We start from the raw sequence: 15,618 nt of genomic DNA, 5'->3' as shown, positions 1-15,618 counted from the left end.
CCCTGTCATCACATTCTCTGACAATTATATCGAAGTCCCATCACAAAGAAATCCGCCGAAGTTCCCCTCGGCGGTCATGCTTCCGTGCTCTATTAAACTGTTATTCCGCTGTTTTTGTCAACCGTGCGATGAAAAATCCGTCGCTGTGAGCGTATTGTGGCAAAATCTGAATACCACCGTTCACAACCTTCAAGTTCACTGTCTCCGATTCAGACCAGACGGATGCTTCTGCTGGACTATATTCCGGATGTCGATTCAAGAAGCCTGCAACCATATCCTCATTCTCAGCAGGCTCAATCGTACACGTGCTATACACCAGAATACCACCTGGTTTTAACAACGGCGCAACCTGATCAAGCAATTCACGTTGCAAGCCTGCGATATCTTCGATATCTTTTACGGTTTTGGTCCATTTCACATCAGGCTTGCGGCGAATAACACCCAGACCTGAACATGGTGCATCCAGCAAAATGCGGTCAAACGACGCTTCCGGGTACCGTTCATTCAGGTCTAGCGCATCTCCAGTTACAGCATCGATACAAGTCAGACCGAGACGCTCCGCCTGATCCAGGATCAGCTGGCGCTTGTGAGCATGTACATCATTCGCGACAATACGACCGCGATCCTGCATTTTCTCAGCCATGTGAGCTGTTTTACCACCTGGAGCTGCGCAGCAATCCAATACAAGTTGGTCTACTTCTGGCGCAACTGCTTCAGCGACAAGCATGGAACTTTCGTCCTGTACAGAGAACAGGCCGTCCCGATACCAGGACGTTAGAGCCATGTTTCCGCCACTACGTACAAGAATTCCATCGGAACTCAGGCGAGAAGCTTCAACGACTGCACCTGTACTGGTCATCTCATGCATCAGTTTCTCCCGTGTGGTCATTGTTGTGTTGACCCGGACACTCACCGCTGGCGGCTCATTATTCGCACGACAGATCGCTTCTGCCGTCTCCTCGCCGTACTGGGCAATCCAGCGTTCAACCATCCATAATGGGTGGGAATGCTCCAGTGAAATACGTTCGGCAACGGGCAGATGTTCTGGAATACGAAGTTCCTCCCGATTACGGATCATATTGCGAAGTACACCATTCACCATGCCCGAGATTCCCTGATGGCCCAGTTTCTTCGCCAGATTAACCGCTTCGCTCACCACGGCATGCTCCGGAATACGATCCAGGTATATCATCTGATATACGCTAATTCGCAGCAGGCTACGAACCCATGGCTGCAGTTTGGATACTCCTTTGGCGACGTAACGTTCCAGAAAATAATCAAGTGTATTCAATCTGGCGATTGTTCCATACACCAATTCGGTAGCTAGTCCAGCATCTGCGGGGCTTAGATCCGCCTCTTTCAGACGACGGTTCAACTCCAGATTACTGTATGCTCCATCTTGCTCAACAGCACTCAGAACCTTGACTGCCAATGTACGAGCAGATGTTTTGGGTTGCTGGGAGCGCGATGCACCACCCGATTTACCCGAATTCGGACGACGGTTTCCTTCACGTCCGGATGAATTTCCATTAGCTTTCTGGCCTTTTCCTGACGAACGACCTGGTATGTTACCGCTCATCGCAGCACCGTTCCAGGTTTCAGTGTACCACCGCGAGCAAAGTCAGCGGCCTGCATCACCTTTTTACCTGCTGGCTGCACTTCAGTCAACCAGAGAGACCCATTGCCTGTGCGGACTTCAATCCCTGCCTTGTTCAATTGCAGCACCGTTCCCGGCTCTGCTTGTCCAGCATCCGAAGAAGTTGCCAGATCCACCTGATCGGGGTTAGCCGTTGCCCAGACTTTGAAGACCTGATCATCCCACATCGTAAATGCACCGGAGAACGGCACAAGACCACGAATCTGATTGAACAGTTGGCGTGAAGTACGACTCCAGTCCATTTTCTCGTCATCCCGAGTCAGATTGCGAGCATATGAAGCCTCGGCATCATCCTGAGGGACCGCCATTGTCTCGCCTGCAATCAATCGTGGCATTTCTGCCTGAAGCAGTTTGGAACCAGCCTCACTTAATTTATCAAACATCGATCCTGATGTATCTTCATCCGTAATTGGCAGTTCCACACGCGAGATCATATCCCCGGTGTCCAGGCCTTCAGCCATATACATCAATGTGACTCCTGTCACGGATTCTCCGTTAATAATGGAACGTTGAATCGGGGCTCCTCCCCGATATTTCGGTAAAAGAGAGCCATGCACGTTCACACAGCCGCGAACAGGCATATCCAGCACAGCTTTGGGCAGAATCTGTCCAAAGGCCGCGGTCACGATCAGATCCGGCTTCCATTCAGCCAAGCGGGCTACCGCTTCCGGATCACGCAATTTAACAGGTTGAAACACCGGCAGACCGTGGCGTTCTGCCGCGGCCTTAACCGGTGTTGGCGTAAGTATTTTTTTGCGTCCCTGTGGTTTATCAGGTTGAGTCACCACACCCACCACATTGTACCCCTCTGCCATCAGCATATCGAGAGAAGGAACTGCAAATTCAGGTGTTCCCATAAAAACAATATTCAAATCGATCACTCCTTAATTACGACGCGGTCCCGTTTGATCGGCTGCAATTTCGTACACTTTCTCGGCGACATCCGTAAAGAGTACACCATCCAGATGATCAATCTCATGCTGGAATGCACGGGACAGCAAGCCACTACCCGTAATAGTCAGCTCTTTGCCTTCACGATCCAGACCTTTAACCGTAACGGTCTCGAAACGGCGAACATCACCATTAATTCCAGGGATACTCAGACAACCTTCAGGTCCAAATTGTTCTCCCTCACTTGCAATGATCTCCGGGTTAATCATCTTGATCAGCCCTTGCTCATCACCTGCGTCGATAACAATCAGACGTTTCAAAATACCAACCTGCGGCGCAGCAAGACCTACACCTTCCGCATCGTACATGGTATCAGCCATATCATCCAGCAATTTTTGTACATTCGGTGTAATTTTGGTTACTTCTTTGGCTCTCTTGTGGAGCACCTCATCTGGTTCTTGCACGATAATGCGAATCGACATGTTGTAAGCACCTTCCTAATCCTCATCATAATTTCAGGACGATATCTGTATTTTTGGGGTATTCATTTTAATCTATGTTTATACCGCTTGTTTACATCCGCATTGCTGCAAAATGCTTACATTAACATTTGCGGGTCTACATCCAGACTAATAAGCAATTTTTGCGCCTGAACATCATCGTCCATGCGCCGGGCCGTAGCCAGAGCGAGTCCTATGGCGTCTACATCCCCCCGCCATTTTATCATACATTGGAATCTGTATCTATTCTTGATCCGAGGAATCGGAGACGCTACCGGCCCTAGTACATCAAAGGCATCATTGCTGAATCGATCCAGACTGCCGAGCCATCCGGCCGCATTAGCCTTCTCTTTCAGTATTCGCGTATAGTTCTCGGCAAGACGAATCAATACTGGAAGTTGCTCATGCGAAAAGGTCACCAGAATCAGGCGACAGTAAGGCGGATATTGCAAATTGCGGCGGTGCAATAGTTCCTCACGTACAAACGATACATAGTCATGCTGACTCGCATGGCCAATGGAGTAGTGCTCCGGCGTATAGGACTGAACAAACACCTCACCAGGCAATTGGTGCCGACCAGCTCGGCCAGCTACCTGTGTTAATAACTGAAACGTTTTTTCCGCAGCACGGAAATCAGGTAAATTCAACGCTGAATCCGCTGTTATCACGCCAACCAGGGTTACATCCGGGAAATCAAGTCCCTTCGCAACCATCTGGGTGCCCAGCAATACATCCGCCTTTTTCTCACGAAACTGTTTCAGCAGCTTCTCGTGCGCCCCTTTTTCCGTTGTTGTATCCACATCCATCCGAATGACCCGAATACCCGGAAAGAGCTTGGCAAGCTCTTCCTCGACTCGCTGTGTACCTGTACCGAAGTATCGAATATGCTCACTTCCACAGTCCGGACACACTTCCGGAGCCGCTTCCGCATACCCGCAGTAATGACAACGGAGATTATTCGAGCGCTGATGGTACGTCAATGAAATATCGCATTCGGGACAACCTGCCACATATCCACAACTTCGGCACATCACAAAGGTCGAATATCCACGGCGATTCAGCAGAAGTACCGTCTGTTCACCACGTTCCAAGCGCTCCTCCAGCCCTTTGTGCAAAGCCCTGCTGAACATGGAACGGTTGCCATCCTTCAACTCTTCACGCATATCTACGATCCGCACTTCAGGCAGTTTGTTACCCAGTGCCCGTGTTGGCATCTCCAGCAACAGTGGTGCAAAATCATCATTACTCTGCGAGCGTGCCGCGTAATAACTTTCCAGCGAAGGTGTCGCTGAACCCAGAACAACCACCGCCTGATGCTGCTGTGCTCTTTTTACCGCAACATCACGAGCATGATATTTCGGAGTTTCCTCCTGTTTGTAGGAAGTCTCGTGTTCTTCATCCATAATGATCAACCCAAGCCGACTGAATGGAGCAAATACGGCTGAACGCGCCCCAATCGCAACCTTCACCTGACCCTCACGAATCTTGCGCCATTCATCATAACGTTCACCGCCAGACAGACGACTGTGCATAACAGCAACTTGGTCCCCAAATCGCCCTTTAAAACGCTCTACCATCTGTGGTGTGAGTGCAATCTCGGGCACCAGTACGATAGCCTGGCGATCTTGTTCGATGCATTGTTGAATGGTTTGAAGATAGACTTCCGTCTTGCCACTTCCCGTAACACCATGTAACAAAAATACCCCATGACGTTGTTCCTGCAATCGGCCATTGATATTGTCGTAGACAAGTTTTTGCTCATCGGTCAGAACCAGCGGTTCAGTCGCTTTGAACGTCCTGCCCTGGTAAGGGTCACGAAAGACCTCAACGTCCTCGGTGACGATCAGTCCCTTTTCCTCAAGCCCCTTAATCGTCGCGGCCGATACCTGTAGTGTAGATAACACTTCTTTCATCGGCATGGGCAGCAGTTCTTTCATTTCCAGCAAAAAAGCCAGAATCTCCTTCTGCCGCTGTGCTTTCGCCGGGAATGAAGCAAGTGCTTCCTGAGCAGCAGCAATATCTACAGCCAGATCAACGGACTTCATCGTTTTTTTATTCAACTTGTCCTTGATGGCCTGACTTTCCAGCAGCACGCCACCAAGCAATAATTTCTTAATTAGTGCAGCATGATTGGGATATTTTCGACTCAGTTGTTGCAGCGGTACCTGACCCCGACTTTTGACAAAACGGATGATATCCTGCTGTACTTTCTCAGTCGTAGACTCTTCTCCCCAAACAAATAACACCTCATCATCCGGTTGTGCACCCGCCATCTGTCCATCAAGTGCATCTCCCAGCGAGATGTATCGCTCTGCTTTCCCTTTCAATGCCGTCGGCACCATGACCTGCAATGACAAAATCCGGTTACTGGCATAACGTCCACTCATCCATTCGGCCAACTCAACCAAATCCTTTGACAACGGGGGAACAATGTCCAGTAACTCCTGAATCTGCTTAAGCTTGAATGTTTCCTCTCCGGTACGCGGCACAAGATCAATCACGAATCCCTGCACCGTCCGATGACCAAAAGGTACACCCACCCGGCTGCCAATCTCGATCCATTCCCTCATCGATTCAGGTACCAGGTAATCAAACGGCCGGTCTGTTGCCTTCACGGGAACATCGACTATGACCTTGGCAATCTCCATATCCTAATTCCTCCCGGCAATGCGCTCCGCCGCAATCCGGAGCAACCGATGAGCCACATCGTCCTTGGCTATCACTGGAAGCTCCTCCACCAAACCTTCCCGGTCATAGATATGTACCGCGTTGGTGTCTGTTCCAAATCCTGCACCCGTGCGGGTTACATCATTGGCTACGATCAGATCACAGTTTTTCCGTTCCAATTTCTCACGTGCATACATCTCAACCGACTGAGTCTCCGCAGCAAAACCAATCAAAAACTGATGGGTTTTCTGTTTGCCCAGCGTTTCAAGAATATCTATATTTTTAACCAGTTCGAGCGACAGCGTGTCGCCTTTCTTCTTGATCTTCTCGGTGTAAACTTCCTTTGGACGATAATCGGCAACTGCCGCCGCCTTAACCACGATATCTGCATCGTCCCACTCGCGTGTGACAGCTTCATACATGTCCTGGGCAGACTGTACAGGGATCAACTCAACGTTCTCCGGTGGCTTGGCTTGGGTATTGCCCATAACCAATTTCACATCTGCCCCCAGATCACGCGCAGCTGCGGCTATGGCAAATCCCATTTTGCCAGATGAATCGTTCGTAATATATCGTACTGGATCAATGCGCTCAATCGTACCTCCAGCCGTAACAACAACCTTCTTGCCTTGTAACAATGGAGCTTGTCCCTGCCGACTAATGCCTGCAGACTCGCGCTGTTCAAAGAAACGTTCCACCACATCCACAATGCTCTCCGGTTCTTCCAGACGTCCCTTGCCCACATATCCACACGCAAGCAGACCTTCACCCGGTTCAATCATCATGGCGCCCCGTTCAACAAGCAGGTTCATATTATGCTTTACAGCTGGATGATCATACATATGTACATTCATCGCTGGAGCAATCATGACAGGGGCTGTCGTGGCAAGAAGAGTTGTTGAGAGCATATCATCTGCCATGCCATGCGCCATCTTGGCAATTACATTGGCTGTAGCCGGAGCAACCAGAACAAGATCAGCCAGATCGGCCAGATGAATATGAGATACGACTGCTGGCTCACGCTCATCAAATGTATCGGTATATACGGTGTTTCGGGTCAACGTTTGCAGCGTCAATTCGGTAATAAACTGTGTAGCGGAAGCTGTCATGATCACATGAACATCCGCTCCCTTTTGCACCAGTCTGCTGCATAATGTTGCCGCTTTGTAAGCGGCTATGCCGCCAGTCACACCAAGCACGATTTTTTTACCGTTCAACATGTTTATTTCCCCCGATATTTATACGACGTCTAAAGAAGATTCCGTTAAAATATGCTTATTGGAATCAATATCATAATACCTTTAGTTGCTTCAATCAAGGCTAGATATAGATCAAAACGATTCAATTTGTCTATATTTAGTTACAAAAACGATAATTTAATGAGTTATGAAATTGATTGATTCGTAAAAAAATAACAACCTCGCGGTTGTCAATTAATCCGGCTTGCGCCGTATGCAGTTGAAGAGCAGCCGCAGGCGGCTTACTCTTCTTCTTCGTCCTGTCCTTTGATGACAACGAGCAGGTCTCCATAGATTTCTTCCAGTGCAACGCCAACTTGTTTATGGGATCTCGCACCTCTTAAATCCGTTTTTTCACCTTCACGTAGCTGTCTAGCCCGGCGGGAAGCAGCAACAACAAGGGAATACTTGCTGTCGACTTTGTTCATCATTTCATCAATAGAAGGATACAGCATATTAACAAACACCTCTTCGCATTAGTATAATCACAAGTTGCCGCCTGACAGAACTGATGTGGCATGTCTTCACACCCGGGCATTCCGAGAAGGAGTGCTCAGTATATGATATGACAACTGCCCCACTTATATCGCAACTCTGCAGCGGCAAAAGGGATTATTTATTGATCTTACAATGTTCGGCGATTATGATGCTTTCTATTCTCTTGCACGCCAAATCAATTTCATCATTAACAACAGCGTAATCATACTGCTCCAGCAGACTGATCTCATCAACCGCCACGGACATCCGGTGATCAATGGTCGCTTGGCTTTCGGTACCACGGCCCTGAATGCGATCTTTCAGCTCGTCCAATGAAGGAGGAAGCAGGAAAACAAAGATCCCTTCCGGGAATTTCTCTTTCACTTTTAACGCGCCTTGAACCTCAATCTCCAGAATGATGTCGCGGCCTTCGTTAATCGTTTTCTCCACAAAATCACGCGGTGTTCCGTAATAATTACCAACATACTCCGCATGTTCCAACAATTGATCTTCAGCAATCATGTTCAAGAACTCTTCATGACTTCTGAAGAAATAGTTCACACCATGTTCTTCACCCAGACGAGGCTGACGGGTTGTCGCCGATACGGAATAGATCAATTCCGGCACCCGTTTGCGCAAAGCGCTGCATACAGTACCCTTCCCGACCCCAGATGGGCCGGACAACACTACCAGTAATCCCTTAGACATATTACACTCCATTTTATTCGTCGTTATCATCATCTTTCGAAGAAAGACGATGGGCGACCGTCTCAGGCTGAACTGCAGACAAAATGACATGATCGCTATCCGTAATAATTACGGCACGAGTACGTCTTCCGTAAGTTGCATCAATCAGCATGTGACGATCTCTTGCCTCTTGTATAATTCTCTTGATCGGCGCCGATTCCGGACTCACGATGGATATAATCCGGTTCGCCGATACGATGTTACCGAATCCAATGTTAATGAGTTTGATTGCCATAATCAGGTTCTTCCCCCTATACATGCGACTCTTTTGCCGAAATGTGGCCGTTCATTCGATATTCGCAGCTTGCTCACGAATTTTCTCCAGTTCCGCCTTCATCTCGACAACACGATTCACCAGAGCCAAATGGTTGGCTTTTGATCCAATCGTATTGACTTCCCGATTCATCTCTTGAATTAGAAAGTCCAACTTACGACCTACGGGCTCATCACTCTTCAGCAGTTCCCTGCTCTGTCCAAAGTGACTCTGTAGACGCGTAAGCTCCTCTTCTATGTTAGAACGATCGGCAAACATTGCAATTTCCATACCCAATTTATGCTCATCAAAAGGGAAAGAGCCTTCTTCCTGCATTTCCGTAAGCCTTTGTCTTAGCTTGTTGCGGTAATCACTTACCACAGTCGGTGCAAGATCAAGCATCTCGGTATGCAGTGACTCCAGACGGGTAATCCGCCGTTCCAGATCACTGGCCAGATGAAGACCCTCGCGAGCGCGCATCTGTTCAAGGCTGGACAGAGCCTCTTTCAATCCTTCTTGCAGAACTCGCTCCCATTCGTCCTTCTGCTCTTCGGGAATGGAACTTGTCCCATCCGAATGAACCATGACGTCCGGCAGCCCAAGCATATCCACAATACTTGGTTTGCCCTGCATTCCATATTGGGTCTCCAGTTGCTCTGCAGCCTGCAGATAGGCCCTGACCGTCTGTTCATTCAGAACAGCGGGAAGAGCCTGGTCTTCCTCTTTTTCTTTCATTACATAAACATCAATCCGCCCACGTTTCAAACGACTCTGTACGATCTTCCTCAAACCGTCTTCATAATACGTCCACTCTCTTGGCAGACGCATCATCACTTCGCAATAACGATGATTAACAGATTTGATCTCTAATTGTACCTTATAGCCGCCAAAATGAAAGGCGGATTGACCGTATCCGGTCATACTGAATGACATCGGCATCACATCCGTTTTACTATTGTAATTGATTATTAGGGTTGAAACAAGTAGGACATTGATGCTCTGACTTCTCCCATACGTATTGAGTCAGTTCGGCCGTCATGCCGTAGAACATAAACGGTGTCATAAGATAGATGCCTTTGAAATGCGCTGTTGCTACGTCCAGCAGTTCTTTGGCAATTTTTACTCCCATCGCACGGCCTTCTTCGCCTTCCAGACCTGCCATACGGGAACGCACTTCATCCGAAAGCTGGATTCCGGGAACCTCGTTGTGCAGATACTCTGCATTCCGTCCACTCGCTAGCGGCATTACACCTACAAAAATGGGCACATCCAGATGTTTGGTCGCTTCGTGCATTGCTACAATCAACTCAGGATCATAGATCGGTTGTGTCATGATGTAATCAGCGCCAGAGGCAATTTTCTTCTCCAGACGTTGTACAGCTTTCTCCAAATATTTCACATTAGGATTAAATGCTGCTCCGATGACAAAACCAGCTTTTTGCTTCAGCGGTTTACCTGAGAAAGCCACTCCATCGTTCAACTGTTTGATCATGCGTATGATTTCAAAAGAAGTCAGATCGTATACCGAGCTCGAGCCAGGCAGATCACCAAACCTTGCAGGATCTCCTGTTACAGCCAGTACATGATTAATACTCAAAGCATCAAATCCCATCATGTGGGACTGTGTTCCAATCAGATTCCGGTCACGGCAGGCAATATGCACCAGTGGACGAAGGCCCGTGCGATCCTGAACGAGGTGACCCAGCGCCATGTTGCTCATGCGTGTAACCGCGAGTGAATTATCGGCCAGTGTCAGGGCATCGGCTCCGGCTGCTTTCAGTGTCTCGGCACCTTTCATGAACTTGGCAATGTCCAAGTCACGTGGCGGGTCAAGTTCAACGATAACGGTGTGACGATGCTTGACCAGATCAACGATCGTAGGCTGTCCGCCACGTCCGGAACGCTCATCCACATTTTCATGCAACACAATACGCGGTTTGGATTCTGACGGATCAGGCTCCAGAATAGGCGAAGGCACATAGTCAGCAAGCGCCTCTTTCATAGCGGTAATATGATCAGGTGTCGTACCACAGCAACCGCCGATAATACGAGCTCCCAGTTCAGCAAATTGCACTGCCGTCTGACCAAAGTACTCCGGAGTCGCACCATAACGGAACTGACCATCTACATAATCTGCGGCACCCGCGTTCGGGTAGACGGACATTGGAATACCAATTCGTCCCGAGACGGTTTCCATGGCACGCATAATCCCGTTAGGACCTGAGCGACAGTTAAAACCAATTACATCCGCACCCTGCTCCCGCATAATCCGGAAGGCTTCAGGCATCGTATATCCGTCCAGTGTGTGTCCTACATCCTCTACCGCGAACTGTCCAATCACAGGCAGATCACTTAGCTTGCGCGCTTGCAAAAGAGCAATATCCATTTCCTCGATATCATAGAAGGTCTCAAGCAAAATGCCATCCACGCCTTCATCTAGCAGTGCAGAGATCTGTTGTTGATAAAAGCGTTTCAGTTCACTCGTTGACACGTTTGTCCGCTTGCCACCTCGAATGGAACCAACTGCACCAAGCACATAACCGGTATCTCCAGCTACCTCTTTGGCAATGCGTACACCGGCACGGTTCACGTCCTCCACCTTGGACTCCAGACCGAACTTGGACAACTTGTCGTAATTGGCAGAATACGTATTTGTTTCAAATATTTCTGTACCTGCATCCCGATAACGGCGATGTACATCCGCCACTACTTCAGGTGAAATCAAGTTTAATTCTTCATATGAAATCCCCACCGGGAACCCCATTTGGTACAGAAATGTTCCCATGGCCCCATCTCCAACGAGAACCCGTTCCTGCATAACTTTGCGCAAATCCGCCTTCATCCCATTTCCCCCCGCCTAGCTGTGATCATTTACATACTAATGTAACACAAAAAACGCTATAAAACGAAGAAAAACACAGGTTTTTGATGAGTATCCAGCTCATATGGACGTTCTTGCCATACAGCCCCCAATATGTCTCTGTACAGGAGACACGACCTGTCCTTTTTGACAAAAAAAGAGGCCCGCAGGCCTCTTTGGTTAAACCTTCCACTTCTTATGAAGTGATTCCTTTAAAAACAACTTCAGCAGGTCCAGTCATGTACACATGATTGTCAGCTTCGTTCCACTCAATGTGGAGATCCCCACCCTTGAGGCTGATGACTGCTGTACGATCTGTATGTCCATTCAGGACAGAGGATACCAGTGTCGCACAAGCTCCGGTTCCACAAGCAAGTGTTGGACCCGCTCCGCGTTCCCATACACGCATGTCCACATATCCACGGTCACGAACTGTGGCAAATTCCACATTGATTTTTTTTGGAAACATCGGATGCACTTCAAGAAGGGGTCCCCAAGTTGTGAGGTCAAAATTTACAGCGTCATCTACATAGATAACCGCATGCGGGTTACCCATGGATACGGCAGTGAATTTGAACGCATGTCCATTTGCTTCAATGTAGTGATCAACCACTGGGTTGGCATCCACCGTTGTAGGCACTTGAAGGCCATTCAGGATTGGTTCGCCCATATCCACACGAACCGTCTCTACTTTACCATCACGAATGTTGAGACTCACAGGTTGTACCCCTGCACCAATCGTTTCAATGGTGATCTGCTCCTGGTTCACGTGACCATGATCGTATACATATTTGGACACACAGCGAATGGCATTACCGCACTGCTCTGCTTCCGAACCGTCCGAATTCATGATACGCATCTGATAGTCCGCCTTCTCCGAAGGCAGTATATAAACCAGGCCGTCCGCACCGATGCCAAAGAAACGGTTGCACCATTTCACAGCCAACTCTGCCGCATCTGCCGGAAGCTCCTTTTCACCAAATACAACGATAAAATCGTTACCAAGTCCATGCATTTTCGTAAATTCCATAATCTTGCCCACTCCTTTTGGCAGTCTACTGCCAAAGCTATATTCTTGCTCTTCTACAGGATTACCATAGAAATTCATATTCAGCATTTACACAAAAAAGCTATCCTGCAAAATGCCAAAGCTTCCGCTTTGAATCATTTTGAGGATAGCATACCGAAATAGGTAAGGAAAAGGTATTGATTTTATGCCGAAAACTTTGTACTTTTCGGTACGAAGCGGCCAGTACCACCCATACGGCGGCGGTTACGACGACCACCCCAGACGCTGCCTGCGCCCATAAGGAACGTTGGAATGCCTGCAGCAACGATAGAGAGCGCCCATTCACGCAAACCAAGTGGCACGGTTTTAAAGATCGGCTGCAACGGTTCAACGTACATCACAACCAGCATCAGTACAACCGATGAAATCACGGCAAAAACCAGATATTTGTTCTGTAGTGGATTCCGGTGGAAGATCGACCGCGAACTGCGGCAGTCAAAGACGTGAATAAGCTGCGCCAATACGAGTGTAGCAAAAGCCACAGACTGTGCCTTGATCAGTTGACCCGGGTTATCCGGTGCAGCCTGAAGGGTAAGCCAGAATGCTCCGAGTGTACATAATCCAATTAATACACCCCGACTGACGATTTTCCAACCCAGTCTCCGCGCGAAAATATTTTCCTTGGCTCCACGGGGTTTGTGTTCCATCAAATCTTTTTCCGGCTGATCTACCCCGAGCGCCATTGCAGGCAAACCATCCGTCACGAGGTTAACCCACAGAATCTGTATAGGTACCAGTGGCAGTGGCAACCCCATCATCATCGCAAAGAACATTGTTAGAATCTCGCCCACGTTCGATGCCAGCAAATAACGGATAAACTTGCGAATGTTCTCATAAATATTACGGCCTTCTTCAATCGCAGCCACAATGGTTGAGAAGTTATCATCACTCAGAATGAGCGCCGAAGCTTCCTTCGTGACATCTGTGCCTGTGATGCCCATCGCTATGCCGATATCAGCCGCCTTGATCGCAGGAGCATCATTTACTCCATCGCCCGTCATGGCGACGACATGCCCTTTGCGCTGCAACGATTTTACGATGCGAAGCTTATGTTCAGGACTTACCCTTGAGAACACGTAGATGCCCTCTACCTGTTTATCCAGTTGGTCGTCCGTCATGCCTGCCAGCTGCTGACCACTTAACGAGGCACCTCCACGTGGAAGAATCCCGAGTTGAGAAGCAATGGCTTCTGCCGTTGTTCCATGATCACCTGTGATCATGACGGTACGAATGCCCGCCTTGCGGCATGTGGCAATCGCATCACGCACTTCACGACGCGGTGGATCAATCATACCTGCAAGCCCGACGAATACAAGCTGACTTTCGGCGGCGTGTTCGTCAGCCACTTTTTCTTCCGGCCGCACTTCACGGTAGGCCATTCCAAGGACACGCAGTGCCGCTCCGGCCATGCTCTCGTTGGCTGCCATCACTTTCTGCCGCAGCGTTCCAGTGAACGGCACGACCTTGCCTTCCCACAAAATATAACTGCAGTGTCCAATCAACACATCCGGTGCACCTTTGGTATAAATCATGCGGCCCCCCTGATGATGAACCAGAACCGACATGCGTTTTCGCTCCGAATCAAACGGGAATTCCTGCTGGCGGGCATACAACTCTTTGAGTCCGGTCGGAGTAAGCCCCATTTTGGAGGCCAGCGTGACGAGTGCCCCTTCCGTCGGATCACCTTTCAGCTCCCAGAATACATTATCTCGTTGAACGGTTTCTTCTTTGAAACCATCCTTTTTCGTGTTTTTCTTGCTTTCCTTTTTGGTATCCTTGCCCTTTTTCTTGCTCCCCACCTCGCTTGCAACACTCTCCACAATACTGGCATTGTTGCAAAGCGCGCTAATCTGAAGCATTCTGCGTAGCGACTGGTCACTCTTCAATTCCACCATTCGACCGTTCTCCAACATCTGCCCTTCAGGTGCATAACCATCCCCGGTAACCTTGATGTTACGCCCCTCCAGCCACACATCCGTTACCGTCATCTTGTTCTGGGTGAGCGTGCCAGTCTTATCCGAACAGATTACGGATGCACAACCAAGGGTCTCGACAGAAGGCAGTTTGCGTACAATGGCTTTACGTTTGATCATACGCTGCACGCCTAGTGCGAGTGCAATGGTTACAATGGCCGGCAGACCCTCCGGTATGGCAGCCACCGCGAGGCTGACCCCTGCCAGAAACATGCCAACGGCTGGTTGTCCGTGCAATATCCCTGCGACAACAACCATAACGGTTAATCCCAATGCGACAAAAATCAGAATTTTGCCCAGTTGTTCCAGCCTGTGCTGTAACGGTGTCTCTTGCTCCTCCGTATTCTGGATCAGATCGGCGATTTTGCCCATCTCCGTCTCCATCCCCGTACGGATAACCACACCTTTGGCTGTACCACGAGTGACCATGGTACCCATAAAACCAATATTCTTCTGATCACCCAGCGGAACGTCCTCGTCCGCAATAGGAAGGCGATGTTTGCTTACAGGAACCGATTCCCCGGTAAGTGCGGACTCCTCGACATCCAGACTGTTCGTTTGCAGCCAGCGCACATCAGCGGGTATGCGGTCCCCACTCTCCACCATGATAATATCCCCGGGGACAAGTTGTTTGGCGGCAAGGTGTACTTCCTGGCCTGAACGAAGCACTTTGGCAAGAGGTGCAGACAACTGTTTCAATGCACGAAGAGATCGTTCAGCCCGAAATTCCTGTACAAACCCCAGAATCGCATTCAGTACGATAATAGCCACAATCGTTACCGCATCCAGATACTCACCCAGTAATCCGGATACCAACGTTGCTCCCATCAACACCAGCACCATAAAATCCTTAAACTGATTCAAGAGCAATGTAATTGGAGAAATGCGTTTCCCCTCGCTCAGTTCATTCGAACCGACCACTTTCCTCTTCTCTGCTACAGCTTCATCCGTCAATCCTTCCTGCGGGCTGACGCCAAGAGTGTTACGAAGCTCTTCATCACTAAGTTGATGCCACTTGGTATGTTCCATGCTTCAAGTTTCCCTCCCAGTCTGTATTTCATCTGCAAAATAAGCTCACATGTTTCACCGGCGTGCTGGTCGACAGGCTGTACACTATGCCGGACAAACTACCTGCTCTATATGTATTCGGACAGGTCTGTGATTAGCACCCGGAAGGTGAATCCTTTCCCTGATGGACAGAATAGGCTAAAATAAAAGTCTGCGATGTTCTGCGCAGTACCGATTCCAGCGTTCAACAGGCAAGCAACGAAGAATCTGCAGCCAGT

Annotated in this window: 12 protein-coding genes; all 12 read right to left on the bottom strand. The window is 49.0% G+C overall.

Annotation, left to right across the window (positions count from 1 at the left end):
• Window positions 1–100: 100 nt before the first annotated feature.
• A complete protein-coding gene (gene rsmB / locus J2Z28_RS25640; protein ID WP_211084847.1) occupies window positions 101–1,579 on the bottom strand; it encodes a 16S rRNA (cytosine(967)-C(5))-methyltransferase RsmB in 1,479 nt (492 codons plus the stop codon).
• Entirely contained in the window at window positions 1,576–2,529 is a 954-nt protein-coding gene (gene fmt / locus J2Z28_RS25635; RefSeq protein WP_211084845.1) for a methionyl-tRNA formyltransferase, read from the bottom strand. Before fmt ends, rsmB begins: the two co-directional genes overlap by 4 nt.
• A 12-nt stretch (window positions 2,530–2,541) precedes the next feature.
• On the bottom strand, window positions 2,542–3,030 hold the full coding sequence (gene def / locus J2Z28_RS25630; protein ID WP_211084844.1) for a peptide deformylase: 489 nt from the start codon (window positions 3,028–3,030) through the stop codon (window positions 2,542–2,544).
• A 116-nt stretch (window positions 3,031–3,146) separates the two neighbouring features.
• Window positions 3,147–5,696: a primosomal protein N' gene (gene priA / locus J2Z28_RS25625; protein ID WP_211084842.1), complete on the bottom strand. Its 2,550-nt coding sequence runs from the start codon at window positions 5,694–5,696 to the stop codon at window positions 3,147–3,149.
• A 3-nt stretch (window positions 5,697–5,699) separates the two neighbouring features.
• A complete protein-coding gene (gene coaBC / locus J2Z28_RS25620) occupies window positions 5,700–6,935 on the bottom strand; it encodes a bifunctional phosphopantothenoylcysteine decarboxylase/phosphopantothenate--cysteine ligase CoaBC (RefSeq protein ID WP_211084841.1) in 1,236 nt (411 codons plus the stop codon).
• A gap of 260 nt (window positions 6,936–7,195) precedes the next feature.
• Window positions 7,196–7,408: a DNA-directed RNA polymerase subunit omega gene (gene rpoZ, locus J2Z28_RS25615; RefSeq protein WP_036614619.1), complete on the bottom strand. Its 213-nt coding sequence runs from the start codon at window positions 7,406–7,408 to the stop codon at window positions 7,196–7,198.
• Window positions 7,409–7,565: 157 nt separating this feature from the next.
• Window positions 7,566–8,138: a guanylate kinase gene (gmk, locus tag J2Z28_RS25610; protein ID WP_024631121.1), complete on the bottom strand. Its 573-nt coding sequence runs from the start codon at window positions 8,136–8,138 to the stop codon at window positions 7,566–7,568.
• Between the two features lie 13 nt (window positions 8,139–8,151).
• Window positions 8,152–8,412 (bottom strand): extracellular matrix/biofilm regulator RemA, encoded by a 261-nt coding sequence (remA, locus tag J2Z28_RS25605; protein ID WP_006209218.1) that lies wholly within the window; start codon window positions 8,410–8,412, stop codon window positions 8,152–8,154.
• A gap of 51 nt (window positions 8,413–8,463) precedes the next feature.
• On the bottom strand, window positions 8,464–9,363 hold the full coding sequence (locus J2Z28_RS25600) for a YicC/YloC family endoribonuclease (RefSeq protein ID WP_076211386.1): 900 nt from the start codon (window positions 9,361–9,363) through the stop codon (window positions 8,464–8,466).
• Window positions 9,364–9,382: 19 nt separating this feature from the next.
• Complete coding sequence (locus J2Z28_RS25595) at window positions 9,383–11,272, bottom strand: bifunctional homocysteine S-methyltransferase/methylenetetrahydrofolate reductase (protein ID WP_211084839.1); 1,890 nt, start codon at window positions 11,270–11,272, stop codon at window positions 9,383–9,385.
• 214 nt (window positions 11,273–11,486) lie between these two features.
• The gene (gene dapF, locus J2Z28_RS25590; RefSeq protein ID WP_211084837.1) at window positions 11,487–12,320 is read right to left on the bottom strand and encodes a diaminopimelate epimerase; all 834 of its coding nucleotides are present in this window, start codon (window positions 12,318–12,320) and stop codon (window positions 11,487–11,489) included.
• A 182-nt stretch (window positions 12,321–12,502) separates the two neighbouring features.
• Window positions 12,503–15,361, bottom strand: a complete 2,859-nt coding sequence (locus J2Z28_RS25585; RefSeq protein WP_211084829.1) for a calcium-translocating P-type ATPase, SERCA-type — start codon at window positions 15,359–15,361, stop codon at window positions 12,503–12,505.
• Between the last annotated feature and the right edge of the window lie 257 nt (window positions 15,362–15,618).

The sequence above is a fragment of the Paenibacillus xylanexedens genome, assembly GCF_017874615.1.
Taxonomy (GTDB): Bacteria; Bacillota; Bacilli; order Paenibacillales; family Paenibacillaceae; genus Paenibacillus; species Paenibacillus xylanexedens.
Note: the sequence above shows the minus strand (reverse complement) of the source record. Positions and strands in the feature narration are given on the sequence as shown.

Coding starts and splice junctions, on each gene's coding strand:
- priA (WP_211084842.1), bottom strand. CDS start 5,696: ATGGAGATTGCCAAGGTCATAGTCGATGTTCCCGTGAAGGCAACAGAC.
- rsmB (WP_211084847.1), bottom strand. CDS start 1,579: ATGAGCGGTAACATACCAGGTCGTTCGTCAGGAAAAGGCCAGAAAGCT.
- rpoZ (WP_036614619.1), bottom strand. CDS start 7,408: ATGCTGTATCCTTCTATTGATGAAATGATGAACAAAGTCGACAGCAAG.
- remA (WP_006209218.1), bottom strand. CDS start 8,412: ATGGCAATCAAACTCATTAACATTGGATTCGGTAACATCGTATCGGCG.
- def (WP_211084844.1), bottom strand. CDS start 3,030: ATGTCGATTCGCATTATCGTGCAAGAACCAGATGAGGTGCTCCACAAG.
- gmk (WP_024631121.1), bottom strand. CDS start 8,138: ATGTCTAAGGGATTACTGGTAGTGTTGTCCGGCCCATCTGGGGTCGGG.
- J2Z28_RS25600 (WP_076211386.1), bottom strand. CDS start 9,363: ATGTCATTCAGTATGACCGGATACGGTCAATCCGCCTTTCATTTTGGC.
- J2Z28_RS25595 (WP_211084839.1), bottom strand. CDS start 11,272: ATGAAGGCGGATTTGCGCAAAGTTATGCAGGAACGGGTTCTCGTTGGA.
- dapF (WP_211084837.1), bottom strand. CDS start 12,320: ATGGAATTTACGAAAATGCATGGACTTGGTAACGATTTTATCGTTGTA.
- J2Z28_RS25585 (WP_211084829.1), bottom strand. CDS start 15,361: ATGGAACATACCAAGTGGCATCAACTTAGTGATGAAGAGCTTCGTAAC.
- coaBC (WP_211084841.1), bottom strand. CDS start 6,935: ATGTTGAACGGTAAAAAAATCGTGCTTGGTGTGACTGGCGGCATAGCC.